The sequence below is a fragment of the Candidatus Bathyarchaeota archaeon genome (assembly GCA_026014745.1).
In the GTDB taxonomy this organism is placed as follows: domain Archaea; phylum Thermoproteota; class Bathyarchaeia; order Bathyarchaeales; family Bathycorpusculaceae; genus Bathycorpusculum.
Map to the genome: position 1 here is coordinate 341514 of JAOZHS010000001.1, position 25937 is coordinate 367450.

Consider the following 25937-nt stretch of genomic DNA (forward strand, 5'->3'; position numbering starts at 1 on the left):
AGGGCTAGGTTGAGGTCACGCTTATGAGCCACGAACCGCCGTTGTCGCTGTAGGTATAGCTGGTTAAAACGTAGTTGATGTAGACTCTAAGGCTGGTTATGTTAGGTAGGGTAGTTTTGCTGATTTCGATTTGGATGTGGTTTTCGCCGCTTTTGACGATGGTTATGTAGAGTCTGCTGTTTGCTTGGTTGAAGTTGACTGCTGTTACGGTGGTGCTGGCGTTTACTTCTAAGGCTGTTGTGAGGGCTGGTGATGTCGGAGTTGGCGTCGGCGTAGGCGTAGCAGTTGGGGTTGGTGTAGGTGTTGGCGAAGGGGTCGGTGTGGGAGTTTGGGTTGGAGTTGGCGTTGGGGTGGGGGACGGTGTCGGAGTTGGAGAACTCGAGGGTGTTGGCGTCGGAGACGGGGTTGGAGTTGGAGAAGCCGTAGGCGTAGGTGTAGGGGTTGGTGTGGCTGTTGAAGTTGGAGTGGGCGTTGGGGTCGGCGTAGGAGCTTCTATACCTATGTAGGAGCTGTTTACGCGTACACAATCAACATAGATAGTTGAGGCTGATTCCGCCCAAGAAATGCCTGTGCAGATCCGATTGCTGTTGCCCACATGTGGACGTGAAGAAGCATCTACGCGGAGGTTGCCGTTTACCCATATGCTGGTTTTGTGGTTGGTTACGTCTCGGCAAACTTCCAGACAGTAATAGACGCCTGTGGTGGGGTTACTGGGCGCTGCTTCGTAGTCTAAGTAGGCTACGCTGTTCATGATGCTAATGGCACCCCAATAGTACTGTCCATTATTGTTATAGATGAAGGGATCCACAGTGTTTTGGGCGTTCTGATACTGGATGCTGCCCAAGTACAGCGTACTACCCGATGATGGTAGGCTGCCTAGTTTGACGTATTGACGATAATAGGTGACGGCGCTGCTGTTGATTGCGTTGTATGCCCAGCCTTCGCTTTCGGCTGACGCAGTGAACTTGGCGTCGTAGGTTCCCAGATAGGGGTTGAGGGTTTCCACCGTTTGGGTATGGGTGCCTGCGCCGCTAACGCCGCTATATTCGTTAAAGTTGCCCCCTTCAAAGTCTGCGCTAAAGAGGTAGTTGGGGTTTGGCGTTGCCGTTGGAGATGGGGTGGGCGTAAGTGTTGGTGTTGGAGTGGGTTGTGGGATATTCTCAGTTATGGAGAAGGTTTGGTTTGGACCATCGGAGCCAAAAACAATCCCCTTTGGGTTAACTGTGAGCATATTTGTGTGATGCAGTGACTGGGAAATGCTGGATGATTTGATGACTTGCCAATTCACGCCGTCCTCGCTTGCAACAATCCGTGACGTGCCGTCATAAAATTCTGCGGTGCTGGAAAACAATATAATTTTGTTTAACCAAACAGCCGATATGATGGGGAAGTTGCTGTCAGAGGGAAACGTGTAGACCCGTTGAGGTGTAACCGCTTCACTGCTTCCGTTGTCGTAGAAGCGGTCAATCCAGTTCGCCTGAAAAGCCTGATCTGAACCCAGATAGACCCAGTTGCCGTTAAAAAGCATAGTTAAATAGACGGTGCTTCCTATGCCTTGGATTTCTGACGGTCGGTCTATCACTATACTCCATGTATCGCCGAGATCTTTGCTTCGGAAAACCCTTTCACATTCTTGATTGTTGTAACCATACCCCCATTCGCTAGTGACTACATAGAGGTAGCCATTTGAGGGGTTAAACTTGATATTGTGAAGATGCACCGAGGCAAACGTTTGAAGCTCCGTCCATGAGGCGCCTCCGTCTGTGCTCTTTAAAATCGGCGGTTCGTTGGGGAAAATGCTGTTACTATACGTTGCCGTGTATAGGTCGCCTAAGGTGTCCTCGGTCATGGCTATGAAGAAGCCGTCGTTTTGAGTTCCATTAGTGTTTAGGACCTGCGTGAAGGCGGAGCCGAAGTTGGTGCTGCGGTATAGCCTGTTGGTTCCTGGGATGGAGACAAAGACGGTGTTGTTGGAATCTACGTATATGAGCCAGACGTACCCCGTAACGGCGCTGTCAGGGTTGGATTGCTGGGGAAACTGGTAAATTAATCTAAAGGAACTGCCGTTGTTATCGCTTCGATAGAGCCTAAAGTTGTTGTCTCCTGCAAAAAGAGTGCCATTGGAAGAGAAGACTGAGCCGCACAGTTGACTACTAAAACTGGATACCGCGTTTATTTGTAGTTGATTAATTGATGCGCCAGCTTCAAAATTAATCAGTAAAGAGCCGAGAAGAACAAGAATACATGCCAAAACTACCTGTTTTTTTCTATGAATACTATCCACCTTCACAACGTACAGAAAGCAGACTGGTTTGACGCGATAAACAGTATAAGAATGCTTGATAGCTGGTTTATGCGCTACTGTGTCTCTTGAGCACTAAAGCCTCAAGTAGACAATTACTGCTACTAGTGACCGAGGGATATAGTCTTTTTTACAGCCTAATGGTTAATCGGTTAAGGTGTTATGCCCAAAAACTCTTGGAGTACTCCCCTAAAACCCCTTCGTAGATGCGTTTAGTCTGCTCTGCGATTTTTCCCCAATCGTACCGTTGCTGCACCACGCGGTAAGCGTTTTCACTCAAAGCCCGCGCGTAATTGTCATCAAGCAAAACCTTGGTTATACCCCATGCCAACGAATCAGGATTATTAGGAAACACCTTGACGCCTGTAACATCATGCTGTATGATTTCGGATAAACCGCCTGTATCTGAGGCAACCACGGGGCTTTTTGCCGCCATAGCTTCTAGCGCGACGATGCCAAACGGCTCAAACAGCGAAGGCACAACCGACACGTCTGCACATTTCTGTAGCCGAAGCAATGTAGCCTCATCCATAAAGCCTTGAAACATTACCTTATGCTCCAAACCCATGCTGCGAACGATGTTTAGAAGTTGTTCCTTCATGTAGCCGCTGCCGACGATGATGAATTTGGCGTTGACTTTACTAAGGATCTTGGGCACTGCGTTAATGAGCACATGGATACCTTTTTCGTAGACTAGTCTGCCTACAAAGAGGACAACTTTTTCTTCGGGGAGCGCAAATTTGCTGCGGAACTGCTGGCAATCTTCCGTTATGTTGTCGTATCCTTGCGTGTTGACGCCGTTAGGGACCATAACCAGTTTGTCGTTGGGTAAGCCAAAAGCGTATTTGACATGGGATATCATGTAATCGCTGCAGCAGATGACTTTCCAAGCCTCGTAGGTGAGCCAAGCTTCGGTTTCATGAATCATCCGCTCGGCGGTGGTGTGTAAGCCGTCGCGGCGACCCAGCTCGGTAGAGTGCATGGTGACTAAGAGGGGTTTGCGGAAGATGTGTTTGAGACCTATGCCTGCGTTTGCGACTAGCCAGTCGTGGGCGTGGATGACGTCGATTTTACCGCCGATTTTGCGCATGATGGCTGCGGTTTCTTTTTGCATGTTCATGTTCATGAGGTAGACCCATGTGGCGAAGTCAGGTGAAGGGTTCTTGTAGGAGTCGACTCTGTAGACTTCGACGCCGTCGATGACTTCGTGGGCTGGTGCGTCGGGGAAATCGCAGGTTACTACGTAGACTTTGACGTCTTGTTGAGCTAAGTATTTGGATAGGAAGTAGATGTGGGGTGAGATGCCTCCGATGACTCTGGGCGGGTACTCCCAACTTAGCATCATCACCGAGAGTTTATTCTGCATTCTTGTTTGCCTCCGCCACGCTGTTGTAGAGTTTTAGAACATCTTTTATCCATGTGCTTGAATCAGGTGCGATTACAACGATTTTGTCTTCTGGCACCTTGTAGATACGCGTGATTTCTTCTTTCATCCATTTTGATTTCACGTTTGCCTTTGTCGCTTCGTAGAAGCCTAGCCACTCGATGCTTTTAATCGCCATGTTATATGAGGAGCTAGCGTTTGGTGAACGGTGGTCTTCTAAACTTTCTACTGAGTAAACAAAGGGGATGCCTAACGCGTTTTTTAGGGCGACCGCGGCTGGGATAAAATGCCAATCATACACGTCTATGAGGTCGATTTGTCCCTTGTAGTCGTAGTAGATGTTTGCTGTGGCGCGTTCGACTTCTTGGTTTAATGTGAGTACCCATGTTAAGACGCCGATGTGGGTGCGTACTGGGTTGGTTACGCGGCTGGTGGTTACGCCGCTGGGCTCTTGGGTTTGGCTTGTTGCCATGTCATCGTAGGTTACGACTTTTATGTCTACTTTGTTTGCTGCTAGCTGGGTGGCGAGGGCTTTAACGTACCCTGCCAATTGACCTACAACCCGTGGCGGATATTCCCAAGAAAAAATTATGGAGCGCATGGTTTCACTATGTGAAAAGTGAACAGACTTTAATGATTCCTCTTCCGTTTAGGTAATACCGTTTTTTGCCTTCGTTGTCTATGAAGCTTTCAGCGAATCCTTCTGCTTTGTAGCGGTCTAGAATGCTTTCAATCTCGTTGGGGTCCTTCTGCAGTAGTCTTGCCACTTCTTCGCTTCGCCTAGCTAAGTCCGCGGCGGTGGCGCAGAGGTTGTGCAGGGTCTGCAGAACTTTATCTGGAAACGGAAGTTCATCTCGCATACAAATTGCACCATGCTACCCAATATTAGCTTACTCTAACTTAATAAACGCATTTCCGCGACTTTTAGAACAGCCGCGTGGCATCCATTACCTGTTTACTCTGAGTCATGTAGCGTTTCTTGGTGGCTTCAATCAGTTCTTTGCGGAGTTTTTCGCCTTCTTGTTCTGAAGCTTTCAGCGCCTTGATTGTGGCTGCTAAGTGGGGGTCTTTTAGTGAGTATTCCGCCCAGCTTTGGAAATCGCCATTTTTGAAGTGAAACTCCACCGCTGCAACATCAACCTTTTCTAGTGCTTTTATAAAGCCCCGCAGGCTCCACGCCATAGCGCCCGTATTGTATTTTTCACCATCTCCAGTGTGGAACAGGAAAGGCTCGTTGGCTGCCAAAACTGCTAGGCGTAGTCTGGCTTCAAAATCGTTTAGCAGGGTTTGTGCTGCCACGAATGCATCCATTGGGGATTCGTAGGGGCTGAAGTAGGAGTGGACTTCTCCGGGTCCGCCGCCTGCCGTGAACATGTAATAGAGGTGGTCGCTTATCTGGAAGTCCCGCCATAACCGCAGAAACTCAGGATCCTCAGATTCATGCACAAACGGTTCTAGCCTACGCAGCGTCGTGAAGTATGCCCATTGCATCACGTTGCCCAGCCAGCCGGTTTGGTCTCGTTGTACATCTGCCCAAGAAACGGTGCCCTCAGCTTCGGGGACATCGATTTCGCCAGCAGAGATATGCTTGTCAATTACCTCGGTGGGTGTCACCATGCGTAGGTGGTCGTATTTGAGGAGTTCATCGGGGAGGTGTTGGAGGAAACTGTGAATGCCGGTTTCGGGCCAGTGATGTTCACCGAAGGTTTCGTAGTCGGGGAATATGTTGATAACTTCGCCTTTGGTGGTGGCTAACCATTTGGCGTATTTGTCGGCGGTCAACGGCCACTCAGGCCACCAACGCGCTGAAAACCGAAAGCCAATGTCATCAGTTAACTTGTAATTTCGCAGTAGCACGCGGATTTTTTTGGCTCCTTTTGGTGTGTAGATGAAGTTGGGGGATTTTTCGCCCAAAATTCTCTCTACCCCTTCGGTGTAGATACCTCGGTAGCCTAAGCCCTCGACGGTTTTGGCGATGGTGTTGTTGTAGAGTAATTCAGTGTTTTCAAAAATGTGTGGTGTGTAACCAAGCAGGTCTTTGATGGTTTGTTTGTGCAGTTTGACTTGTTCGATGAATTCTTCTTTTTGGGGGTAGAGGCTGGCGATGGAGTGATAGTAGGTTTGGTCTAAAAACTCTGCGCCGCCCGACGCTGCTAACTGCTTAAAACTTTCCAGCAGGTCTTTGTTGTACATCTCGCATTGTTCGAGGAAAACTCCTGAGAGGCTGAAGCTGAATTTGGCTTGTTTACGGTCGTGTTTGTGTCGGTCTATGACGTCGAGTATGATTTGGTTTGAGGGAAAATAGCATTTGCGCGCGGCTCGCTTAAAGATTTCGCGGTCCGCTTCGCGGTTAAAGTAATAATCAAATAGTTCGCCTTTTGTTTGGCGGCGAAAAATCTTGTTTTCCCAAAACAGGCTGCGTTTTAGCCTGTGTGGCTGGTGAACCTCGAAGACAAACACAACATCAGTCATAACACACGTCGCCTAACCAGAAATACTCCACAGCGTGTATTTATCTCTAATTTTTGCTGCGCCCTGTTGGGTTCGAGTGTTTGCATGCTTTTTGGCAACTGACATACGACGCAGGGCTGCAAAGGTAACGACTAAGGCAACTACAGCAACTATTATGGCAGAATAGAGCAAGGTTGGCTGACTCGAAGCATCAACTTGCCACCTGTTGGTGTCCACCAGTTTTATAACGTCAGTCTTGTCTACCGCCTCGCCCGTGGAATTGTTGATGAAGCGGTGGGTTCGAACAAAATCAACCATCATTCCCGTTTGTTTGTCAAAGTAGCCGTTTCCCCAATCATCAGACAAGTTCCATTCGGCATGGTTTGTTTCCCTTTTCTCATCAGCATAAACCGTAAACGTGGTGTCGTTGATGACCAAACCAGTCGTGGGAATGAAGTCTCCTACTGACAGGTCAGCTGCACAGATGGGGACGGCTTGACCGACAGGTTTGCTGCTGGTTCCGTTTGGGTTCACTTCAGAAGCAATTGTGAAGGTGCTTTCGCTTTGATTGTTGAAATGCAATGTGTAAACCTGATGGACCGTGACGCCTTCGACGCTGGCTATGTCGATTCGGACCCATTGGGTATTGTTGTACTCGAACTCGGGAATCGCTAAGGTAGCGTTGGGGCGGTTAGATGTGAAGACCCCGTACATTTGATAGGTAAAATAGTCGCCTGCAGCAACTCCCGGTGTCCATGTATCTAAACAGGCGGCGTGTAAGCTTAGCATCGATACCGCGAACAGAAACAAAACGGCGAATTGCAGTTTCAACCTCATCGTGGTCAGTTTTATGGTTAATGTTTAGGCTTAAGAAATTTTGGTAGACTCAGCAAAGCTTTAAGCCGTTTCCAACCATACAGCTTGTCGGTTGAGAAAAGTTGGCTGAGGGCAACGAAGAAATTTACTCCACCATGTTTAGTTCTCTTAAGCATCCCGTCCGCCGAAAAATCCTTCGCATCCTAGCCGACAAGCCCCTGACCTTCTCAGAAATGCTTGGGTTACTAGACGTTTCTAGTTCCAACTTAACTTATCACCTTGAGAACCTCGGCGAATTAGTTACTAAAGACGACGCTGGTCGCTATCGGCTCTCAACGTTTGGTTTAGCCGCCGTGGGCACTATGAAAATCGTTGAGGAAGCCCCGCCTATTCAACCCAAAACCCGCGCCATGTTGTCTTTTAAATGGAAAACGGTTATCGGCGCCGTTTTGATTGCGTTGGTGGTGTTTGCCAGCTTCGCGGTCGTAGAGTATGGCGCCCTAAATCAGACGGCCAGTGAACGTGACAGCATTCAGGCAAAATATAACCAGCTGCTCGCATGGAGCGCTACCACTGACCGTGCCATAACATTTCTGGAAAATGTTGCACAAATAGACACCTCCAAATATCAGGCTACCCTGCTTAGCCGCACCGTGGAGAGCCGCGCAGATTTAGGCGGAGCCATCGAAGAAATCGTGACTTACGCCTTAACGAGCAGTAACAGCAAGCTTGACGTGGTGTTTCGGTTCCGAAATAATCAGCTTTCACGCTATCAACTCATCACCCTTGAGGGTTCCCCCATCTATGCGCAGGCTCAGCCCCACAGTGTCTTGGAGAAAGCCAAAGACCTGCTCTCCCGACTTGGCGCCTATGAAGACAAAGGCTACCTCGCAAACATGAGCAGTCTCCTCTCATTGGTGGATAATCCGCAAAACATTGAAATCAAAGAAGGCAACCAAAAACTCAGCGCCACCTTCCAAGACAACAACGCCCAAATAACCATAACATACACGCAAAACGACGTGGACTTCTCCCCCAAAAGTCTCAGCTTAACCTATGAGAACGGCGACTTAAAACAAGTAATAGACGGCTGGTTCCTCTTCACCGTCGGTGACACCTCAGTTAAGATTTCAGCTGACCGCGCCGCCGAACTAGCAAAAACTGCCATTGACAACTTCAGTTGGACTGCTGAGGGCAAAACCATCTCGGGTTTTAAGGTGCTCTCTGAGCCGGCTTCGGTGGTTTTTCACCCCAACACCAAAGGTGGCTTAGCGTTATATCCGCAGTGGCTGGTCACCTTCAACTTGGACGGGGTCTATGCGGGTAACGTTGATAGCATCATGGTTGAGGTTTGGGCTGACAGCGGGGAAATCGCTCAGATAACTCCTACCAGTTGAGGGGGTTTGTGTAAACATTAAATGTGGGAGCTTCCTATTGGATAGGAGAGTGTGAAATGCTTGTTCCGCGTACGAGTCAACAAAATCGAATCCACCCGTGACGTAGATGGTAACTTAGGAAAACGAATCGAACTCCTTGAAGAGCGAGAAGTCAACCCCTACGTGCTGCGACCCCAAACTGACGAAGCAAAAATGGCTCAAGACATCATGCAGGCGCTTCAGACACAGATGCCGTTTCTGCCCCAACGCCAACAGCTGGCAACCCCGAAATTAATCCTGTTCCTAACCGAGCATGAATACGATAGCCTAGGCATAAGCTTCGACGTTAACCAAGTCTACGAAGTCCTCTTAGAGAACCAAGCCATCCGCTTCAGGAAAGTTTAAGCAACTCACTACGCATCTGCGCCAGCGCCGGATGCTTAGGATGAAACGATAAAACAAACATCATGTGCCTCAAGGCGCTGCCTATTTCTTCTAAATCCGACCTTTTACCTTCATCACAGTACAGCGGAATAGGTTCCCCTCCTTTGCCTTCCTCATAATAGACGTAGATGGGTGAAGTCGCACGCTCAAATCGTACCATCTCAAAATCTAAGTTGAGCCGTTTTGCGGTTTCTTTGGCGGCTTCTCGGACGGATTCGAGGCGTTTTGTGCTCGGTAGTCCTGTTGAGGCGTAAACCATGAGTTTCCCAGAGGCTTCTTTGTACATGACAATCACAGTTTGCATTCCGTAGAAAACGCTTTTAAGTCAAGAGCACAAGCGACCTGTGGCTTCAGTGGAGAGGTCAGTTAAAGTGACGCCCTTGTGGTTGTGGCTCCTCAGTCACAACGGCTTAAATCGGCAGCTTACACGTCCGCTATAGGTGAATAATGTGCAGGAACAGCATTGGGAGCCCCCCAGTTGGTGGTATCGCGAAAACAAACCGCCAAACGACGAAGCCTACTTTGAGAACATGAGCCACGTAATTTTTGAAGCAGGCTTAAACTGGCAAGTAATCGACAACAAATGGCCCAACATCAAAGAAGCCTTCATGCAATTTGACATCCAAAAAGTCGCAGCCTTCACCGCCGAAGACGTCGCCTGCCTACTCAAAGACCCCGACATAATCCGCAACAAAGGCAAAATCTTAGCCATTATCCAAAATGCCCAAAACTTCCTCGCTATCAAAAAACGCTACGGCTCATTCCAAAAATATCTCGACAGCCAAGACAAAACTGACAACTACCAAGCCATCGTAAAAGACTTAATCAACAAATTCAAGTGGCTTGGTCCCTCTTCAGCGACCCTTTTCCTCTACTCCGTAGGCGAAGACATCGACGTATGGGAACATTAATAAAATCAGGGTGAACTCAAACATAGCCATGGCAAAAACTAGGGCACACATCTACGTTTCAGGATTTGTTCAGGGCGTATTTTTTAGGCAAAACACTAAACGCCAAGCCAAAAACCGCGGCGTCATGGGTTGGGCGAAGAATCTGCCTGATGGGCGGGTGGAAGCGGTTTTTGAAGGCGAAGCCGCCGACGTCGCCGCGTTAGTTGAGTACTGCCATCGGGGACCTTACTCGGCGAGGGTCGAAAAAGTAGATGTGGCATACGAAGATTACCAAGGCGAGTTTGACGGTTTTGATATTGTCCATTAGTTTTTGCTTAAATTTTAGTTAGCGATAATACTTTTCGGTGGATGGCGTGAAGGTTCTTGGTTTAGTAGGTAGTCCCCGAAAACAAAGCAACACTGACCTGCTCGTGGGCAGTATCCTTGAAGGCGCAAACCAGACTGGCTCTGGCACAGAGAAACTCTACCTCTACGACTACGATACCAAACCCTGCGTAGACTGCCGCGTCTGCAAACAAGACAAGCACCAATGCGCCCTAAAAGACGACATGGCAACGCTTTATCCAAAACTTGAAGACGCCGACGTCATCGTGTTTGGGACGCCGCTCTACTGGTACGGTCCATCCGCAAAAATGAAGCTGCTCATAGACCGTTTACGACCCTATATAGCTTCCAAAAAGCTAGCTGGCAAACAGGCGGTTTTGGTGGTTCCTTCTGAGGAAGGCGCCGAAGCCTGCAACGTCACCGTGGACATGTTTAAGATGTCATTCAAATATCTAGAAATGACTCTAACAGGCGTACTGCTTCCCAGAGCTTATGAGCGTGCAGAAATCAAAGCCCAACCACGGGTGTTAAACGATGCGTTTCTGTTGGGCAAGAATCTAAAGTTGACGGTTTAGGCTTTCTTTTTGGGCACTCTGAAGTGGCTGTCTTTGCCTGCGCTGATGTATTCGCCGCCCATGCCGCGGACTGCGGAAGCGATTTTGGCGAAGTTTTCTGAGCCGAGGAACTGTTTGGGTTTAATGATGATGTATTCGCCTTTCTCTTCGAAGCTTAATCGGGCTTCGAGTTCTTCGGGGAAGGACATGCGGATGTCGTCAAGTGAACGTAGTTTTGAGGTCGCCGACGTTGGGGCTGGGGGCGCTGCGGGTTTAGTTGCAGGTGGCGGTGGGGTTGGGCTTGTTTGGGGCTGTGTAATCTGGCTTACTGCAAGTGACTTTAATGATGCCGAAACGGAACGTAACTCACTTTCAACTTTGGTTAGGGTGGCTGTGAGTTCGTCGACTTTCTGTAAAAGCGCACCGAGTTTCTCTTTATCAATGCTATTGTTGTTGCTCATCAAGCGTTGCCTCTCAACCCCTAAGTAACCCCAGAGGCTTATTACTTTTTTCCAAAAAAGTCGGAACCTCTTGACTCCTAAATTGAGTTGAGTAAACTATTATTGAAAGAGAGTTAAACTATCTAATTATGAAAGAAAACAGACGCCTGCTTGTTTTCTTCATCGCCCTCTTGGTTGTTGCTTCAACTTTAGTTATAGTTAAGCCGGTGTTTGCCCAAACGACACCTAACCCGTCTGTCCCGCAATTCAGCGTAGAAGTAAATAAAGGCACCATTGTGGTTACGATAAAAAACCAGCCGCTGCCTACTGCACTTGACGATGAAGACGCTGCATTGTATTACAATATTCAAGTTAAGGACCACGATGAAACCGACTGGATTGACCTCTATACACACAGTGAAATCGATGCAGTATACAAGTTTACAATTTATGATTGCCCAATTCAATCCACCTCTGAATACACAACCCTCGCATTACCCGCAAACTACCCCGTTAACAGCGAGATAGATATCCAGGTGCAAGCCATTATTGCAAAGATGGGCGAAATCGCGATTCCAAACTTTTTGCCAGATAATGGGTTACGTTACCATGGTCATGATGATTACACTTACAAACCAGCCTTGAGACCTATGAGTTCAAGCGAATGGAGTCCTGTTCAAACTTTAGTAATTACTAGCGGTTTTTCCTCTCCATTACCCGTTCCGACTAAATTGGTGTCCCCCACAATTCCCCCAACAGCAACGCCGTCAACTAACGAAAATCAGCCACTGGCGAACAATAAAGATGTCTCTGTGCCCTTGATGACTTTTTTACTGGTCGTTATGGTTCTCACGACAATTATTATAGGATTATTACTGATGCTCCTTAAGAGTCGTACCCAAGCTTTTGGCTAGTAATCAATTTAAATTTCACTTTTACTAAACACAGCATGTATGTTTGAGATTGATGGAAGCCAAAAAAGCGGCAGCGGAACCATCCTACGCCTAGCCATAGCCCTATCCGCAATCAAGCAGCAACCACTCCACATCACTAACATCCGCCAAAACCGCCCCCAACCCGGACTAAAGCATCAGCATCTTGAAGCGGTGTTGACGGCGGCAAAGCTCTGCAACGCTAAACTCGAAGGAGCCACCTTAGGGTCACGGGAACTCTATTTTGCGCCCCAGCAAATCAAAGGCGGCAACATCGAGGCGGTAATTGAAACCGCTGGGAGCATCCCAATGCTTATGCTCGCCGTTTTACCCATCTGCCTATACGCAGAGAACCCTGTGCGGTTGCATGTGGCGAAGGGCGGAACCGACACCACCCATGCCCCAACAATCAATTACCTCCGGAACGTGTTTTTGCCAGCGCTAAAACCCATGGGCGTCGAAGCCGAAATCACCGTGCAAAAGTACGGGTACTATCCCAAGGGCAACGGCGAAGCAACCTTAACCGTCCAGCCAAACCCCCACCTAAAACCGCTACGGCTTGAAAACTTCGGAAACCTGCTGACTGTACAGGGCATTTCAGTTTGCACCTTCCTAGCCGACCGCCAAGTTGCCGCGCGCCAAGCCAAAGCCGCAACCGACACGCTACACCAATGCGGCTACAGCTCCCAGATCGAAGTTGTAAACGACCAATCTAATCCCATCCAGAAGGGCAGCTCCATCACCTTGTGGGCAGAGACCGACACGGGTGTGCGCGTTGGCTCCGATGGGTTGGGTGAGTTGCACAAGATGGCTGAAGCTGTCGGTAGAGAGGCTGCCCAAAAGCTCTGTGTGGTGCTTGATGCGGATCCGACGGTGGATGTTTTCTTGGCGGACATGCTAATACCCTACATGGCGCTTGCCGAGGGCAAATCCGCCTTCATCGTACAGGGAATCTCTGACCATGTTGATTCTAATTTGTGGCTTATGGAGGAAATGTTAAAGGTTAAATTCAACGTAACCGAAGTGAACACCCACCTCTCAAAAATCGAAAAGAGCAACTAACCATGCAAAGAACCGCCGTGTGCCTAAAAGTCGCCAAGCAGCAGGGCGAAACAGCCATCGCATTAGCCAACAAACTTCTCCTCATGGACAAGACGCTTGCGGTTAGCCACGTCGGCGACGACCTTTGCATCCCCATCATCAGGCAACCCGACGACGCTGAACTCGAAAAAATTACCACCGCCTTGCCCCGCTTCGAAGTAGCCACCTGCGACTTCACACAGAAACGCCCCGTCACCGAAACCCTCACCCAAGCGCTACAAGGCAAACTTCCCGCCGAGTTGCTTGAGGCGGTTCCACAGGCATTTGACATAATCGGCGACATCGTCGTTATCGATATCCCCACCTCGCTTGAGCCATACGGTAGCCTCATTGGGGAAGCTGTTATGCAAACTCATCGAAGCGTCTGCACCGTGCTTGCCAAGGCAGGCGACATAAGTGGCGTCTTTCGAGTCCGCGACTACACTCACCTCGCAGGTGAACACAAAACCCAAACCATACACCGTGAATTTGGCTGCAGCTACCATGTCGACATCGCCAAAGCCTACTTTTCGCCGCGGCTTAGCCACGAGCATGAGCGGGTCGCAGGGTTGGTGCAGAAGGGTGAGGTGGTTGCGGATTTGTTTGCTGGGGTGGGTCCTTTTTCGGTTTTGATTGGTAAACAAAACCCACAAGTGAACGTGTACGCTGTAGACCTTAACCCCGACGCCGTGGAACTGCTCAAGGTTAACGTGAAGGCAAACAAAGTGGAGAATCGCGTGTTTCCGCTTCTTGCTGATGCCCGCGTCATTGCGGCAAGTCAACTTCACGGCGTAGCTGACCGCGTCATCATGAATCTGCCTGAGACCGCGATTGACTTTGTTGATGCTGCCTGCAACGCCATCAAGCCAGCGGGCGGTGTGGCTCATTTTTATGGGTTTGTTCGTGCGCCTGACACGGTTGAGAATTTGCAGCGGCGGTTTAGCGTGTTGGTTGAGCAGAGTGGCAGAAGAGTTGAGGCTTTTGTTTGTGCTCGCAGTATTCGTGAGACGGCGCCGTTTGAGTCGCAGATTGTTTTAGACGCCCAAATCCGTTAACGGTTCAGTTTGACTTTGGCTCTAACCTTTAGAGTGGTATCTCTAACCTGTAGGGCTATAATCGTCAACCCCTCATTGTCTGCAAATGTCACTCGTAATTGGGTTAATCACACTCTTTCTTACTTCGTTTGGTTTAGGGCTAATCCCGTTTGCTGGCCCCTCAACCTTGTTTATCGCTTCTAACGCCGTCCTCCTTTTAGGAGTATCTGATGCGCCAACTTTAGCTGCGGTAGCATGTTTGGTGGCGTTTGGCTCCGCTTTGGCAAAAAGCGTGCATTACATGGTTACCTTTTATGCAAGTAACCGCCTAAGCCCCATAAGACAGCAACGGTTGAATGCGAGCGCTCAAAAGATTAACCGCTGGGCTTTTCTGCTCCTCTTCGGCGCCGCGTCAACGCCGATTCCTGATGACCCCATCGTTATTCCGCTTGGCTTAATCAAGTATAGTCCCTACAAGTTTTTCTTAGCCTATTTTTTGGGAAAAATAATTATTACCCTCACAGGTGCATTCATAGGCAGTTGGACTGGTCAAATGCTCTCCGAGTGGCTAACTCCCGAAGTTACCATAGCGTCTTCAATCATCTTGACGGTGGTCTTCACAGTTATCCTGTTGAAGGTTGATCTAGGCAAACTAACAGAAAAAATCCTGAGGAAAAAACATGAAGCTGTCGCCTAAACAGAAACGCGCCATAATAATACCCATACAGGTAGCCGTCAGCATCCTGTTGCTCTACTTACTATTCCGAAACGTCGACTTGGCACAGGCCCAACAAATCCTATCCGCCACAAATATCCCCATACTCGCGGTTTCGGTGGTTTTCTTTATTCTCTCCTCGTTTGCCATCGGTATAGGACTCCACAGCGCCCTCAAAGCAACAAACGCTGCGCCCCCCTTCAAAACAACCATGCTTGCCAACTTCGGCGGTCAACTCTTAAGCGATGTAACCCCCGCCAAGTCAGGCTACTTCGCCACCCCTGTGCTGCTAAACCAGCTCAAAGCGGTACCGCTAGAAAAGGGTCTGATGAGCGTTATGGCGGTTGGTGCAGGCAACTTTTTCGTCAAAGCTATAATCTCCTCGCTTGCCCTACTCTACTTCCTGTACCGCATACCCGCCACGGTTATGGATTCCACGATAACTAACGCCTTAGTGGTCGGCATCATAATACTACTCATCTGCGGCATCGGCTTAACTGTGCTTGTTTGGACCAACTATTTCTCAGGCTTTTTGCAGCGGCTATCAAAGTTGCCCTTGATTGGTCGAGCAATCAAAAAACTCCAAGACATCCGCGTGTTATTCTCTAAAGATAAAGCTGCAATGCGCAAATCCATAAAAATCATCGTGGTTTCCGTGCTTGGCTCCGTTCTCTTCAGCGGAATATCCCTCTTTATCTTAGCCCAAGCGATGGGCATGACTGAACCCTCACTTGTTGATTTCATGTTCATGGGGCCTTTAACGGCGGCTTTCATGTATGTTCCTATAACTTTTGCTGGGTTGGGTTTGCAGGAAGCAGCTTACGTCTTTTTACTCACAGGGATAAGTGCACAGCCAGAAGTGATTCTTCCTTTTGCAGTAACCTTCTCTTTGCTGGTTCGTTTAATTGCTGTTACCACGGACCTTGTCGGGTTGCCTCCTTTGCTAAAAACAAGCGACAGTCTCCTTAATCGCTTTCATCGCCAAAAAACTGCCCCTGAGGTCAAAGAAACCTAAAAGTGCATTGAGCTCAAAGCGGTTTTGATGAGTCAAGTACTATGATTTTAGTTGTTTTATGAGCACTTTGGCTTTTAGGGGCAGTTCGGGTTTGTTTTGCCGGTTTAATATCGAGAAGAAGGCTCCAAAGAATATCAGCCCAAACCCAAACACGGCTATCCCCTCTATGGGTACCACCCCCCATTCCAGCAATAGGGTGAATACGATTAGGGATATGCCGAGTATGACTATGCCTGCATTGCTCTTAGATGCGGTGGACTGGAGTGTGAACTCTTTTTTACCCAACTCTGTTACTGAGAAGTAGCCTTCTTTTTCCTCTATCATTGCTGAGGCGACAAGATAGTTCCAGTCGTGATGGAAGTGTCCATCGGACTTGTAGCCTAATGCTGTGGAGATCTGCGATTTTACTCCGGGAAGGGCTCTGATGCGGCTGTGAGGCGTTGAATAGATGAGGTAGAGTAGTTTGGTTCGCGGTGCCTGTATGTCTGTGTTTATTCCCCTGCTCTTCGCCACTTCCTAACCTCCGCTTGTCTACTTTGTTTTTTAGGAGAACACCGAAAAAATGGATATGACTCTATGTCTTAGAGTTGAGGCTCTATATGGTAGAGCTATAACACGCAAGCCACACCGCTCTCTGCGTGAAAAAAACTTGCCCACTAAAAATCTGCACCCAACAAAACAAATAAACTATTGGATTCCCGTTTTGTTGTTGTCTCTTTGCTGTTTTGTGCTAATCGCCATTACACGAAACCTCTTCAGTGGATTCAATCTGACAATAAATTCGTGGGCAGCAAGCATAAACACAGGCGCCTTAACGCAGCCTTCAGAGATTATCTCTAGCTGTTTTGATACAACAGTGCTGTTTGGTGTTAGTTTTCTGTTCTTCTGTGTCTTGCTCTATAGAGGTCGCTCTTGGGATGGGTTTTTGCTTTTAGGCGGAATGGGCTTAGACGCGTTTTTACTTGTGCTCTTAAAAACCTTGGTGGATTCACCTAGACCCTTGAATAGTTTAATCTTGGAAGACAGTTTTTCCTTTCCAAGTGGACACCTGACAAGTACTCTTGTCTTTTTGGGTTTGCTAACTTATCTGGCATGGCGAACCCATAAAACACCCTTGAAAATCGGTTTAGCTGTCCTCACACCGTCGCTGGCAGTGCTGGTTGGGTATAATCGGCTATACTTGAATGCCCATTGGTTTACTGACGTGGTCGCTGCGCCTTTTTTGGCGTTGTTTTTGATTGCGACTACAATTCTAATCTTGCATTACTTACAAGACAAGCAGATTTGGGAACGGCGTTTCTCCCCAACGCTGTCTACTCTGCGTCTTAGATTTGCTGCTCTATATGGTAGAGCTATAACCCCCAGTAACCGCATAGTGAGGAGTGACTAAAATGCGTGAGCAAATAGAAGCAGCCTTCGAATACACTATTGAGCATCCTGAAGCTCTCATGATTTTAGGTGGAATGTTCTTTGCGTTTATCTCTATTTTTACTGCGGCGGTTGATGCTCAAACAACAAATTTTGTGCGATTTTTAGGCGTGGGGCTGATTGTGCTGGGTGTCTTACTTTATGTGTTGCATTTGGGTTTGCGGTTTTTGATTAGGGCGTTTCGTAGACTTTTCCACTTAGCCCTCGACCCTTAACCACCCAAATGATTTTTAGAGCAAAATTAATGCGTTAAAAATGGTTCTTTTCAGGTTTGGTGCCTACCTTTGGCTCTTAGTTGTCTGCGGTAAGGCGGGTAATCGGTGTTTTGGTTTAACTCTATACCTTAGAGTTAGGACTCTAATTGGTAGGGCTATAACCCCGCTGCTACACCTACACTGGTGTGGTTGGTATGCGACAAAAAACCGAATTCCCCCTCAAATATTCCGTCGAGCACCCTGAAGGTCTAGTCCTGTTAGCAGGCATATTCATAGCCTTATTCTTCATCTTCCTCCTTACGTTGGATGTCCACACCATTATTTTTCTGGGGCTCCCCGCCGCAGCCATGGCTATCTTTCTATTCTACCTAATGCATCGGATTATGCGATATCCAGTGCGCCGTTTCCAAGAAATAATTCCATCCGCACCTTAAGCTCCCGCGGGTGATTTTATGAAGAAAGTTATTGCATGGACACTTGCCCTGATTGTTTTGTTGACGCTGTTCATCTTGTTGATGACGCTGGGGTACCTGCTTAACTGTCACCCGCTTGCAATTGCCGCCTTAGCCGTTTTGACCCTACTTTCGGGGCTATCAACCTACTACGTGCTCTCTCGTGAAACCTGACCCACAACTAAAAATCCGCTGAAGCCACAAAGGTAACTTTGACTCTCTGCTTGGGGTTTTTGAGTTTCTCTACAAATTCTCGGGGCAAATCATTAGATGCCCTGTCGGCGCATATTGCCAGTGTGCGGTTGCAGATGAAGCTGCTTCGGCGAACTACCAAATCAGAGGGATGCGTTAATTGTAGCTTGGGAGAACCTGAAGCGTTGATTTGCTCTGTTATGTCGTCTGCTTCGATTTGGATGGTGAGCTTGGCGTTTGGCGATTGCAGGGCTTGCTTGAATTGGGGGCTTAAATCGGCTGCGGCTTTCTCTGCTGCCACCGCGACTATGCAGTCTCCTGTTGGGGTGAGGTGGGTGTCTTTGGTGAGCATAAGCGTAGTGGGATGTATGGCTTGGATGTTTGGGTGTCCCTGTGCCCAGACAACCTCAGTAACATGCTTCAATTATTCGCGAACCTCAATTGAATCAACCTTGCCGTCGCCATCCAAATCAAACCCCTGAATAACCACCGCAAAGGTGTCCTCTCCTTTATACTTCTGCAGGGTAGTTTTCCAAAAATTCGTCAACGCAATCACGCAGGCTTTAGTTCCAACAGCCTTGTTGCCTGCTAACACGATGATACGTTTAGTCTCATCCCATGGGTTCACGATTTTGGCTATGACGCCTGTGACGTCGGAGGTGAAAATCTGCGACGACTTCTTAGACGCTAACCCGCCTAAGAGAAATCCCTGCGGGGAGGTTTGCATTATAAATTTGATGGGCAAGTATTCGTTGATTTCCTGCGTGAGCAGGTTGGTGCCCGGACCACCGACGAGGAGTAGGTTGTTTTTTTCTTCTTTTTCCGCCTTCACGTCCACGTCTAGCTTAACCGCGAACTCTTCGGGGGTGCGCGTGAATTGCCCCAAAAACAGGGCTAAGTGTGCTGCGTAGTGGCCGTCTCGGGCGCTGGTTTTGAAGGGGCCGTGTGGTTGGGGGCTGCCGACTACGATTTTGCCGTTGAAGGTGGTGTCTTGGATGAATTCTTTGAAGAAGGTTTGGAGTGGTTTGCTGATGTTTAGGGGGGTGCGGTTTTGGATGGGTTTGTAGCCTTGGGGGAATTCGACGCCGAAGGCGGGTGAGGTGGTTTTGTAGTATTTGGCGGTTGCGCCTTTCTTTTTTTCTTCTTTGGCGATTTCGATGGCGCCTGCTTTTTGGAGTTTTTTGATGTGGTAGTAGACTTTTTGTTCTTGGATGTCTAGTTTTTTGGCGATTTCGAGGGGGTACATTTCTTGTTGGCTGAGCATGGTGAGGATTTTCCAGCTTAGGGGGCCGAGGATGGTTTTGAGTTTTTGGGCGTCTTTTAGGATTGTGATTTCTTTTATTTCTTGGGTGTTGTTGTTTTCTTGGAGGAGCATTTTTTTGTCCATGGGGCTTCAGGATGGTATGGGCGTACGGTATTAAAAAATTTTTTGTAACGGTTGTGTGTTGGGTGTATTGAGATTCAATACGTCCCATCAGAATTGACCCGACCCTTACAAAAAAATTTTGGGCATCCAAATAAAATGTTAAAAATCCTTAAAAACCATGCACCATTTCCAATACCTGAACATAAATCTTGCATTAATCGAGGCAAAAAACAATGTGCGGAATATTTGGTTGTGTATTAAAAGACGGCAACGCTGCTCCACTGATTCATTCTTGTCTAAAACATCTCGAATACCGCGGCTACGACTCCGTCGGCATCGTCACCATCTCCGATGGCAAACTGTACCTAAAAAAAGATCAAGGCAAAATCGATGAGGTCCACAAACTCCTCGACCTCGACGATTTACCTGGGCAAATCGGCATCGGCCACACCCGATGGGCAACCCATGGCGCACCCCTGCAAGTTAACAGTCACCCCCACACCGACTGCACCGGCGAAATCGCCGTCGTCCACAACGGCATCATCGAAAACTTTCTTGAACTTAAAGCCGAATTAACCAACCTTGGCCACACATTTGTCTCAAAAACCGACACCGAAGTCATGGCGCACCTTATCGAGGAAATCCAAAAACAAAACCCCCAACTCACCCTCACCCAAGCCGTGCTGGAGAGTCTCAAACGCATTGAAGGCTCATATGCCTTTGCGATTGTTTCCACTCGGGAACCGGACAAAATTATCTGTGCCCGAAACGAAAGCCCCCTCGTGTTAGGCATCAATCACAAGGGCGTGTTTTGCGCCAGTGACATCCCCGCGTTTCTCTCCGTGACTAACAAAGCTGTGATGATTAACAATGGTGAACTTGTTATCCTCAATGCTGAGGGTTATGAAATCCGCAAAATCAGTGACAACAGCCCCATCACTCGGGAACCAATAACTATCGAGTGGACTGCGGAGATGGCGGTGAAGCAGGGTTATCCGCATTTTATGATTAAAGAAATCCATGAACAACCCGAAACCCTCCGCAACACGTTGCGCATTCAAGATCACTATCTTGATTTGCTTACTACCTTTTTAGATCGGGCAAACGAGGTGTTTTTGGTGGCTTGCGGAACCAGCTACCACGCCTGCCTAGCCGCATCTTACATGTTCTCTAAATTGGCGTTTTTGCCGACTTATCCGGTGTATGCGTCTGAGTTTGTGGAGCAATGCGGCAAATCCGTCAACATCGACAGCACCCTACTAGCTGTTAGTCAATCCGGCGAAACCGCGGACACCATAGCCGCCGTGAGTTGTGCTCAGCAACGTGCCGCCACGATTTTGAGTTTAACCAACGTCATCGGATCCACCCTGACTCGGGTTTCGCGTGTCTATATTGGTACGCAGGCGGGGCCTGAGATTGGGGTGGCTGCAACCAAAACCTTCACCTCCCAACTCTCTGTGCTTGCGCAGTTGGCGTTGAAGTTGTCTAAGAAGCGGGGTAAAATCAGTCAAGACGAGATGGATGAGCTTGCGGAGAAACTTGACCAACTCCCCGACATCGTGGATACTATTGTGCGGACGCAGGAGGAAAAAATCAAAGCCATCGCCAAAAAATACGTGGACGCCAAAGTGTTCTTCTTCTTGGGCAGAGGCATAAGCACCGCCACCGCCTTTGAAGGCAGACTCAAACTCATGGAAATCGCCTATATCCCCAGTATAGCGTTCCCTGCTGGCGAGAGCAAGCATGGTCCCATTAGCCTCATCGAAGCGGGTTTCCCTGTCGTGTTCATTTGTCCTCGGGATGAAACTCACCGAACCGTGATTGGGAACATTATGGAGATGAAAGCCCGCGGCGCCCACATCATCGCCATCGTCGAGGAGGGCGACAAAGAAATCAAAGAATTATCCGATGACTACATCGAAGTCCCCAAAGGCATCCCGGGCGTGCTCTCACCGATTCCCTATGCTGTGCCTCTGCAGTTGTTGGCGTATTATACGGCGTTGGAGAAGGGCTACAACCCCGACATGCCCCGCAACCTCGCCAAATCGGTTACCGTCAAGTAACCCTCTCCCCTTTAGGCAACACCTTTTAGGCCCCTTACCTCTTGCTTATTTTATGAGCAACCTGCCTTCCAAAGCCGTCATCTTAAACGTGTACATCCCCCGATGCTGCGCCAATTGTGGACACCCAAAAGCCACCCATGAACAGGGGCAAAGGTGCACCATAAAAGGCTGCATGTGCCAAAAATTCATCGATTAACCTTTAGCCGAACCATTTTTCGAGTGAAACTTTGCTTTTCTGTTTCTTGCTGCCCGCGGTCATGCGTTCTAGGGATTTTTTGACGCGTTCTTCGCCGAATTCTTTTTCGCCGCACATGAATTCGACGATGCCTGCCTCGTTGGGTTCTTTCCATTGGAGTGTGTAGTTGTCGGTGACTTGGGGGTGGAGGAATTCTTGGCGGATTAGTTGGGGTTCGCAGGGAAAAGATGCGTTTTTGATGAAGGGTAGGGCTTTTTCGAGTGTGCCGTGTTGGCGGATGAGTTTTAGCGCGGTTTTAGGTCCGACACCTTCGATGCCATCGGGGTTAAAGTCAGTGCCGATAAGGATGCCGACATCGATTAGTTGCTCATAGGTTAACTCGCAATCTGTGAGCGCCTTTTTGAGTTCGATGACTTCAGGAACCACTTCGATAAAGGCTTTGCCGCGTCTGCGCCGCCCCGAGATAGTGACATTACGTAGCAACTTGGGTGCGCCAAATAGGAGGCTGTCGTAGTCTTGGCTGGCACAATAATCCGCGTGCCCCGTGCGATTCATGTGGGCAGCTTGGGCTTCGCCTTCACTGGGCGCCGCAACCCAAGGCAACCCCATCAAATCCAGCAGCCGCTTGCTCTCAGGCACCATGTAGGGCTTGAGGGTCGCCGTCATAGACGCGAATTGACGCATTTTTTCTTGGTCACCGCTGGCTTTAGCTTCCGCATACTTCACGGTAGCCTCAGCCTTGATTTGGTGGCGTCGCTCGACTTCTTTGGCTTTGAGTTCGGGGGCTTTGCCGTCGAAAACAAAGACTGGTTTTAAGCCGAGTTCGACGAGGTTGCTGGTGCGGTAGAAGAGTCCTGAGAGGTGGCTGGTTATTTCCTCGCGGCTGTTCTTGAGCGGGGTGCCGTCAGGTTGACGAATGATACTTAGGAACTGGTAAATCGTGTTGTAGGCGTCTATGGCTATGATTTTGCCTGAAAGGTCTTCGAGTTTAACAGGAGTTTTCGGGATAAGGTCTTTGAAGTTAACACCCAAAACAGGGCACCACACATAGGTTAGGAAAAAAACAAACTAAAGAGCATTACGAAAAAACTAACCAGAGCGTCGGGTACTTTATGCTCTAGCCAAAAGAGCGCTATTTACTGAATCGATTTCCTTCTGTTTTTCTATCATTCTATGTCTGAGGTCATCTTTTCCATGAAAGTGCTTACCGTCTTGTTCAATTAAATTATATTCTACAAGTGCCTCAAGATCCCGCCGTAGCACATCCTTATTTATCGGTCGGTTGTAATTCTGTTTAAACTCCTTACTTATGGAATCAATGCTTCGGTAAACTTGATTATCCGTCTCTATTTCGGGCATGTAGATACAGTTTTCAATTCGAATAATCGGCCCAAGTATCCTTACACCGAAAATGTCTCGCAAAGTTGAATAGCGTTCTTTGAGAATTGTGGAAACCAAAAGGTCGCTGAAATAGTTCTTGTCTCCCTCAGCTTCCTTTCTGGCGATGACCGTCGTGTTGCCCTCTATGTACCCATCCTCTTGTTTTCTTACTATCTTCAGCCCTTCAAGTAATGATAAATAAAGTTGGGTTTTATGCCGTCTATTCTTGTTACGGCAATAATTGATTTCAAATTCGCTAATGCCCTCATATTCCCAGAGTTCAGATACTATCTCTTTAATTGGTGCAAGAAAAGGGTTCCATTTAAGGAGTTGAACAAGCCCGTCAGATGTCGCGTAAACAACTATTTCCTCAGTTCTTTTCTTCCATAACTCAAAGAATGATTGAATATTTTTGATACATTCATCTCGAGTTGTTGTACGATTCTTTATTATTTTTCCATCTTGATCTGAGGTTATTTGTCCTAAGCGGTCAATTTCGAAAATATGGAGCGTTCTTGTTTGGGGCGGTTTCTCATTTCTAATATAAAGAGGATAATCAGACCTTAAGTTTGAAATATATACATTTTCTTGTTCGTCATGGATCGGAGGGTCCACTAATATTACGTGGCCATAATTTAGCGAAGCATAGAATGCTATTGCTTGCTCTGGATTACTCAATTTCGGGCCCTCCTTGTTCTAAATACCCTGATATGTAAGTTTGGTCTTTACCTAATAAAATTTGCACCCATTTTGTTTCCCATTCCCATCGTCTCACAAATGTTCCAACATCTAGGCTTTGAATTGCGGTTTCTTCTTTATCCTCTAGTGGGTCATCAAAATAGACAATGCGATTGACCGAATCATACTCTACTATCACGACAGCGTGCATAAATTTGGTTGTTCCTTTTGGAGGTTTTTCCTTCGGATTTAGGAATACAATTACTGGAAGTTGCTTCTTGTTCAACTCTTTCTCTATTTCAGGAAACTTTGATCCTTCATGATAAATGAACTTTAAACTAGGTCTAGCTTTTAGTAAATGTGAATTCATAAATTCTACGGCTCTAGGCGGGGTTCCGTCAATAGGGGTGGTCTTCGTTATCTTTGCAATCTTGCTGAGCGTAAAAACCTTTAGACCTTTTATTTTATGCTTTTTGCAAACGGCATCTAAACACATTTTGAGACAAGTTGGGGTGCAATACAGGTCTTCTGGTTGGTGAAAGTGTTTTACCTCAAGTCTAGCCAAAGCCGTTTCCTTCGTTTATGAATCAAAGTAGCACATTATTTGTTAGGACTGCGTATATAAAATGATGCAAATACTATCGAAGGTAAATGTTCCTGAATTCTGACAAATGGCTAAATCGTATCCCACGCTCTTGGTGTAATCATACGTCTTTTGGTTCTAGCAATGTATCGCCTGTTTCATGGCTTTTATGTTGTTTTTTGTTTGTGGGGTTTTTTTGGCGGGTTGTTTGGGCTGGTTTTTAGGTTTTGTATTGGAAGGTGTAGTGGGTTTGTTGGTTGGTTTGGTTTTTTATGAAGGCGGTGAAGCCTTCTTGGTTGAGGCAGTCGATGAATAGTTGGTGGCGTTGTTGGGTTGTTAGGTGGGTGACGTTGTAGGTTTTTTGGTGGGTCATGTTGGCGGCCTTGGTTTTTGTTTTGTGCACTTTTGCTTTGTTTTGTTTTTTCTTCAATATAACATTTGCTTATTTTACCTTATTTTTACTGCTTTAACCCTATTTATGCAGATAAGCCCTAAACATGGCGGCAACAATAGGCTAACGATTCAAAATGGTAAAAGTAAAGCTCACAGTCACAGTCTCCCCCGAAACAATCCACTGGATAGACGAACAAGTCAAGCAAGGACACTTCGCCGACCGCAGCCACGCAGTCCAATACTCCCTCCACAAAGTCAAAGAATTAATCGACAAAGAAGAAATCAAATTCTAACGCTTACTGCGTCAAAAATGGTCTTTTTTATTTGGTTTTTTGTTTGTGAAGATTCCTTATAGGCAGCCTATGGCTTTTCCGTTGCGTGACGGGTGGTTTCCTGTTTGTTTGGGCCATGCTAGTGCCCACTTGCATTGTGAAATCATTGCTGTTCTTTTGCGGTCAACGAACCTATTTGGCGTCTATTAGGATCCTATTAGTGGTTCTATGTTGAAACCTATAGGGGGAGGGTAGGTCGGTGGGCATATTTGGAGCCTATTAGAAACTCTATGCAGAACCCTAAGAGGGGTAGGGTCGTATTGGTTGAAAACAAGCGCATTAGTATGTTGGAAAACAGTAGAAATCCCCGTTTCAAATTAGGGCGGGGAGGGGTCATCTATCTGTCTGGTTGGCGTGTTTGGTGTCAAACTTTTTAAATCTGAAGCATGAATGGAAAAGTATGCAAACTCAAAAACGCGGCGTCGGCATCATCATGGGCGCAAACGTGCAGATCGGTGAGGGCACCGCCATCTGGAATTACGTCGTCATCGGCGACGGCACAAAAATCGGTGACGGAACCATCATCGGCAGCTTCGTGGATCTCGGCAAAAATGTGTCCATAGGTAAAAACTGCAACATCCAAGCCCACGTAACCATAAGCAACGGATGCGTCCTTGGCGACAACGTGTTCATCGCCCCCAACAGCAGCCTCCTAAACGACAAATACCCCAAAAGCACCTACATGACCCCACCCACCATCCAAAACGACGCGGCGATTGGAGGCGGCGTAACCATCCTTCCCGGCGTGGTCGTCGGAGAAAAAGCCGTCGTCGGAGGCGGCAGCGTCGTAACCAAAAACGTCCCAGCCCAAACCGTCGTGGCAGGCTGCCCAGCAAAAAAAGTAATGACCCTACAACAATTCCAAACCAAACGCAAAGAGT

Annotated in this window: 32 protein-coding genes and 2 pseudogenes; 19 read left to right on the top strand and 15 right to left on the bottom strand. The window is 47.8% G+C overall.

What is annotated here, in order from left to right; genetic code table 11:
• Window positions 1-4 precede the first annotated feature (4 nt).
• The 6 genes from NWE92_01870 to NWE92_01895 all read right to left on the bottom strand — a co-directional run bounded on the left by NWE92_01870 (window position 5) and on the right by NWE92_01895 (window position 6974).
• Window positions 5-2251: a hypothetical protein gene (locus NWE92_01870; protein ID MCW4028379.1), complete on the bottom strand. Its 2247-nt coding sequence runs from the start codon at window positions 2249-2251 to the stop codon at window positions 5-7.
• Window positions 2252-2462: 211 nt separating this feature from the next.
• A complete protein-coding gene (locus NWE92_01875; GenBank protein MCW4028380.1) occupies window positions 2463-3668 on the bottom strand; it encodes a glycosyltransferase family 4 protein in 1206 nt (401 codons plus the stop codon).
• Entirely contained in the window at window positions 3658-4287 is a 630-nt protein-coding gene (locus tag NWE92_01880) for a glycosyltransferase (GenBank protein ID MCW4028381.1), read from the bottom strand. Before NWE92_01880 ends, NWE92_01875 begins: the two co-directional genes overlap by 11 nt.
• A gap of 7 nt (window positions 4288-4294) precedes the next feature.
• On the bottom strand, window positions 4295-4546 hold the full coding sequence (locus NWE92_01885; GenBank protein MCW4028382.1) for a hypothetical protein: 252 nt from the start codon (window positions 4544-4546) through the stop codon (window positions 4295-4297).
• 64 nt (window positions 4547-4610) lie between these two features.
• The gene (locus NWE92_01890) at window positions 4611-6158 is read right to left on the bottom strand and encodes an alpha-amylase (protein ID MCW4028383.1); all 1548 of its coding nucleotides are present in this window, start codon (window positions 6156-6158) and stop codon (window positions 4611-4613) included.
• 12 nt (window positions 6159-6170) lie between these two features.
• Complete coding sequence (locus NWE92_01895; protein MCW4028384.1) at window positions 6171-6974, bottom strand: hypothetical protein; 804 nt, start codon at window positions 6972-6974, stop codon at window positions 6171-6173.
• A gap of 101 nt (window positions 6975-7075) precedes the next feature.
• Here NWE92_01895 and NWE92_01900 point away from each other — a divergent pair, with 101 nt between their 5' ends.
• Both NWE92_01900 and NWE92_01905 read left to right on the top strand, forming a co-directional pair.
• Window positions 7076-8350 carry a winged helix-turn-helix domain-containing protein gene (locus NWE92_01900; GenBank protein MCW4028385.1) on the top strand — a complete coding sequence of 425 codons (1275 nt, stop codon included), beginning with the start codon at window positions 7076-7078 and terminating at the stop codon, window positions 8348-8350.
• 51 nt (window positions 8351-8401) lie between these two features.
• Window positions 8402-8734: an arcadin 1 gene (locus NWE92_01905; protein MCW4028386.1), complete on the top strand. Its 333-nt coding sequence runs from the start codon at window positions 8402-8404 to the stop codon at window positions 8732-8734.
• Here NWE92_01905 and NWE92_01910 read toward each other — a convergent pair.
• On the bottom strand, window positions 8721-9077 hold the full coding sequence (locus NWE92_01910) for a hypothetical protein (protein MCW4028387.1): 357 nt from the start codon (window positions 9075-9077) through the stop codon (window positions 8721-8723). The two genes, NWE92_01905 and NWE92_01910, sit on opposite strands and share 14 nt — an antisense overlap.
• A gap of 145 nt (window positions 9078-9222) precedes the next feature.
• On the opposite strand from NWE92_01910, the gene NWE92_01915 reads away from it, so the two are divergent.
• The 3 genes from NWE92_01915 to NWE92_01925 are packed head-to-tail and all read left to right on the top strand — an operon-like array spanning window position 9223 to window position 10583.
• Entirely contained in the window at window positions 9223-9684 is a 462-nt protein-coding gene (locus NWE92_01915; protein MCW4028388.1) for a DNA-3-methyladenine glycosylase I, read from the top strand.
• 28 nt (window positions 9685-9712) lie between these two features.
• A complete protein-coding gene (locus tag NWE92_01920) occupies window positions 9713-9991 on the top strand; it encodes an acylphosphatase (GenBank protein ID MCW4028389.1) in 279 nt (92 codons plus the stop codon).
• A 46-nt stretch (window positions 9992-10037) separates the two neighbouring features.
• Window positions 10038-10583: a flavodoxin family protein gene (locus NWE92_01925; protein ID MCW4028390.1), complete on the top strand. Its 546-nt coding sequence runs from the start codon at window positions 10038-10040 to the stop codon at window positions 10581-10583.
• On the opposite strand, the gene NWE92_01930 is transcribed toward NWE92_01925, so the two are convergent.
• Entirely contained in the window at window positions 10580-11023 is a 444-nt protein-coding gene (locus tag NWE92_01930) for a hypothetical protein (protein ID MCW4028391.1), read from the bottom strand. The two genes, NWE92_01925 and NWE92_01930, sit on opposite strands and share 4 nt — an antisense overlap.
• 128 nt (window positions 11024-11151) lie before the next feature.
• Between NWE92_01930 and NWE92_01935 the strand changes: the two genes are divergently transcribed.
• The 5 genes from NWE92_01935 (at window position 11152) to NWE92_01955 (ending at window position 15778) form a co-directional block, all read left to right on the top strand.
• Window positions 11152-11916, top strand: coding sequence for a hypothetical protein (locus tag NWE92_01935; GenBank protein ID MCW4028392.1), 765 nt, complete (start codon window positions 11152-11154; stop codon window positions 11914-11916).
• A 39-nt stretch (window positions 11917-11955) separates the two neighbouring features.
• A complete protein-coding gene (gene rtcA, locus NWE92_01940; protein ID MCW4028393.1) occupies window positions 11956-12996 on the top strand; it encodes an RNA 3'-terminal phosphate cyclase in 1041 nt (346 codons plus the stop codon).
• Window positions 12997-12998: 2 nt separating this feature from the next.
• Window positions 12999-14069 (top strand): class I SAM-dependent methyltransferase family protein, encoded by a 1071-nt coding sequence (locus tag NWE92_01945; protein ID MCW4028394.1) that lies wholly within the window; start codon window positions 12999-13001, stop codon window positions 14067-14069.
• Window positions 14070-14154: 85 nt separating this feature from the next.
• Window positions 14155-14745 (top strand): VTT domain-containing protein, encoded by a 591-nt coding sequence (locus NWE92_01950; protein ID MCW4028395.1) that lies wholly within the window; start codon window positions 14155-14157, stop codon window positions 14743-14745.
• On the top strand, window positions 14729-15778 hold the full coding sequence (locus NWE92_01955) for a flippase-like domain-containing protein (protein ID MCW4028396.1): 1050 nt from the start codon (window positions 14729-14731) through the stop codon (window positions 15776-15778). The genes NWE92_01950 and NWE92_01955 overlap by 17 nt, the downstream gene beginning before the upstream one ends.
• 39 nt (window positions 15779-15817) lie before the next feature.
• On the opposite strand, the gene NWE92_01960 is transcribed toward NWE92_01955, so the two are convergent.
• Window positions 15818-16291 (bottom strand): hypothetical protein, encoded by a 474-nt coding sequence (locus tag NWE92_01960; GenBank protein ID MCW4028397.1) that lies wholly within the window; start codon window positions 16289-16291, stop codon window positions 15818-15820.
• A gap of 196 nt (window positions 16292-16487) precedes the next feature.
• On the opposite strand from NWE92_01960, the gene NWE92_01965 reads away from it, so the two are divergent.
• The 4 genes from NWE92_01965 (at window position 16488) to NWE92_01980 (ending at window position 18047) form a co-directional block, all read left to right on the top strand.
• Entirely contained in the window at window positions 16488-17168 is a 681-nt protein-coding gene (locus NWE92_01965; protein MCW4028398.1) for a phosphatase PAP2 family protein, read from the top strand.
• A 1-nt stretch (window position 17169) separates the two neighbouring features.
• Window positions 17170-17421: a hypothetical protein gene (locus tag NWE92_01970; protein MCW4028399.1), complete on the top strand. Its 252-nt coding sequence runs from the start codon at window positions 17170-17172 to the stop codon at window positions 17419-17421.
• Between the two features lie 194 nt (window positions 17422-17615).
• Window positions 17616-17855, top strand: a complete 240-nt coding sequence (locus NWE92_01975) for a hypothetical protein (GenBank protein ID MCW4028400.1) — start codon at window positions 17616-17618, stop codon at window positions 17853-17855.
• A gap of 18 nt (window positions 17856-17873) precedes the next feature.
• Complete coding sequence (locus NWE92_01980) at window positions 17874-18047, top strand: hypothetical protein (protein MCW4028401.1); 174 nt, start codon at window positions 17874-17876, stop codon at window positions 18045-18047.
• Between the two features lie 7 nt (window positions 18048-18054).
• Here the strand turns inward: NWE92_01980 and NWE92_01985 are convergent, their stop codons facing one another.
• Both NWE92_01985 and NWE92_01990 read right to left on the bottom strand, forming a co-directional pair.
• The gene (locus tag NWE92_01985; protein MCW4028402.1) at window positions 18055-18489 is read right to left on the bottom strand and encodes a DUF371 domain-containing protein; all 435 of its coding nucleotides are present in this window, start codon (window positions 18487-18489) and stop codon (window positions 18055-18057) included.
• Window positions 18490-19452: a helix-turn-helix domain-containing protein gene (locus NWE92_01990; protein MCW4028403.1), complete on the bottom strand. Its 963-nt coding sequence runs from the start codon at window positions 19450-19452 to the stop codon at window positions 18490-18492.
• A gap of 212 nt (window positions 19453-19664) precedes the next feature.
• On the opposite strand from NWE92_01990, the gene glmS reads away from it, so the two are divergent.
• Window positions 19665-21494 carry a glutamine--fructose-6-phosphate transaminase (isomerizing) gene (gene glmS / locus NWE92_01995; protein MCW4028404.1) on the top strand — a complete coding sequence of 610 codons (1830 nt, stop codon included), beginning with the start codon at window positions 19665-19667 and terminating at the stop codon, window positions 21492-21494.
• A 52-nt stretch (window positions 21495-21546) separates the two neighbouring features.
• Entirely contained in the window at window positions 21547-21690 is a 144-nt protein-coding gene (locus tag NWE92_02000) for a hypothetical protein (GenBank protein MCW4028405.1), read from the top strand.
• Between the two features lie 3 nt (window positions 21691-21693).
• Here NWE92_02000 and fen read toward each other — a convergent pair whose 3' ends face one another.
• From fen to NWE92_02020, 4 genes are all read right to left on the bottom strand, one after another.
• Entirely contained in the window at window positions 21694-22722 is a 1029-nt protein-coding gene (gene fen / locus NWE92_02005) for a flap endonuclease-1 (GenBank protein ID MCW4028406.1), read from the bottom strand.
• 78 nt (window positions 22723-22800) lie between these two features.
• Window positions 22801-23748, bottom strand: a complete 948-nt coding sequence (locus NWE92_02010) for a hypothetical protein (protein MCW4028407.1) — start codon at window positions 23746-23748, stop codon at window positions 22801-22803.
• Window positions 23741-24313, bottom strand: coding sequence for a C39 family peptidase (locus NWE92_02015; GenBank protein ID MCW4028408.1), 573 nt, complete (start codon window positions 24311-24313; stop codon window positions 23741-23743). The genes NWE92_02010 and NWE92_02015 overlap by 8 nt, the downstream gene beginning before the upstream one ends.
• A gap of 238 nt (window positions 24314-24551) precedes the next feature.
• Entirely contained in the window at window positions 24552-24704 is a 153-nt protein-coding gene (locus tag NWE92_02020; protein ID MCW4028409.1) for a hypothetical protein, read from the bottom strand.
• Window positions 24705-24858: 154 nt separating this feature from the next.
• Here NWE92_02020 and NWE92_02025 point away from each other — a divergent pair, with 154 nt between their 5' ends.
• From NWE92_02025 to NWE92_02035, 3 genes and pseudogenes are all read left to right on the top strand, one after another.
• Window positions 24859-25017, top strand: a complete 159-nt coding sequence (locus NWE92_02025) for a ribbon-helix-helix domain-containing protein (protein MCW4028410.1) — start codon at window positions 24859-24861, stop codon at window positions 25015-25017.
• Window positions 25018-25489: 472 nt separating this feature from the next.
• Window positions 25490-25693, top strand: a pseudogene (locus NWE92_02030) (hypothetical protein).
• Window positions 25694-25771: 78 nt separating this feature from the next.
• A pseudogene (locus NWE92_02035) lies at window positions 25772-25861 on the top strand (N-acetyltransferase).
• The last annotated feature ends 76 nt before the right edge of the window (window positions 25862-25937 follow it).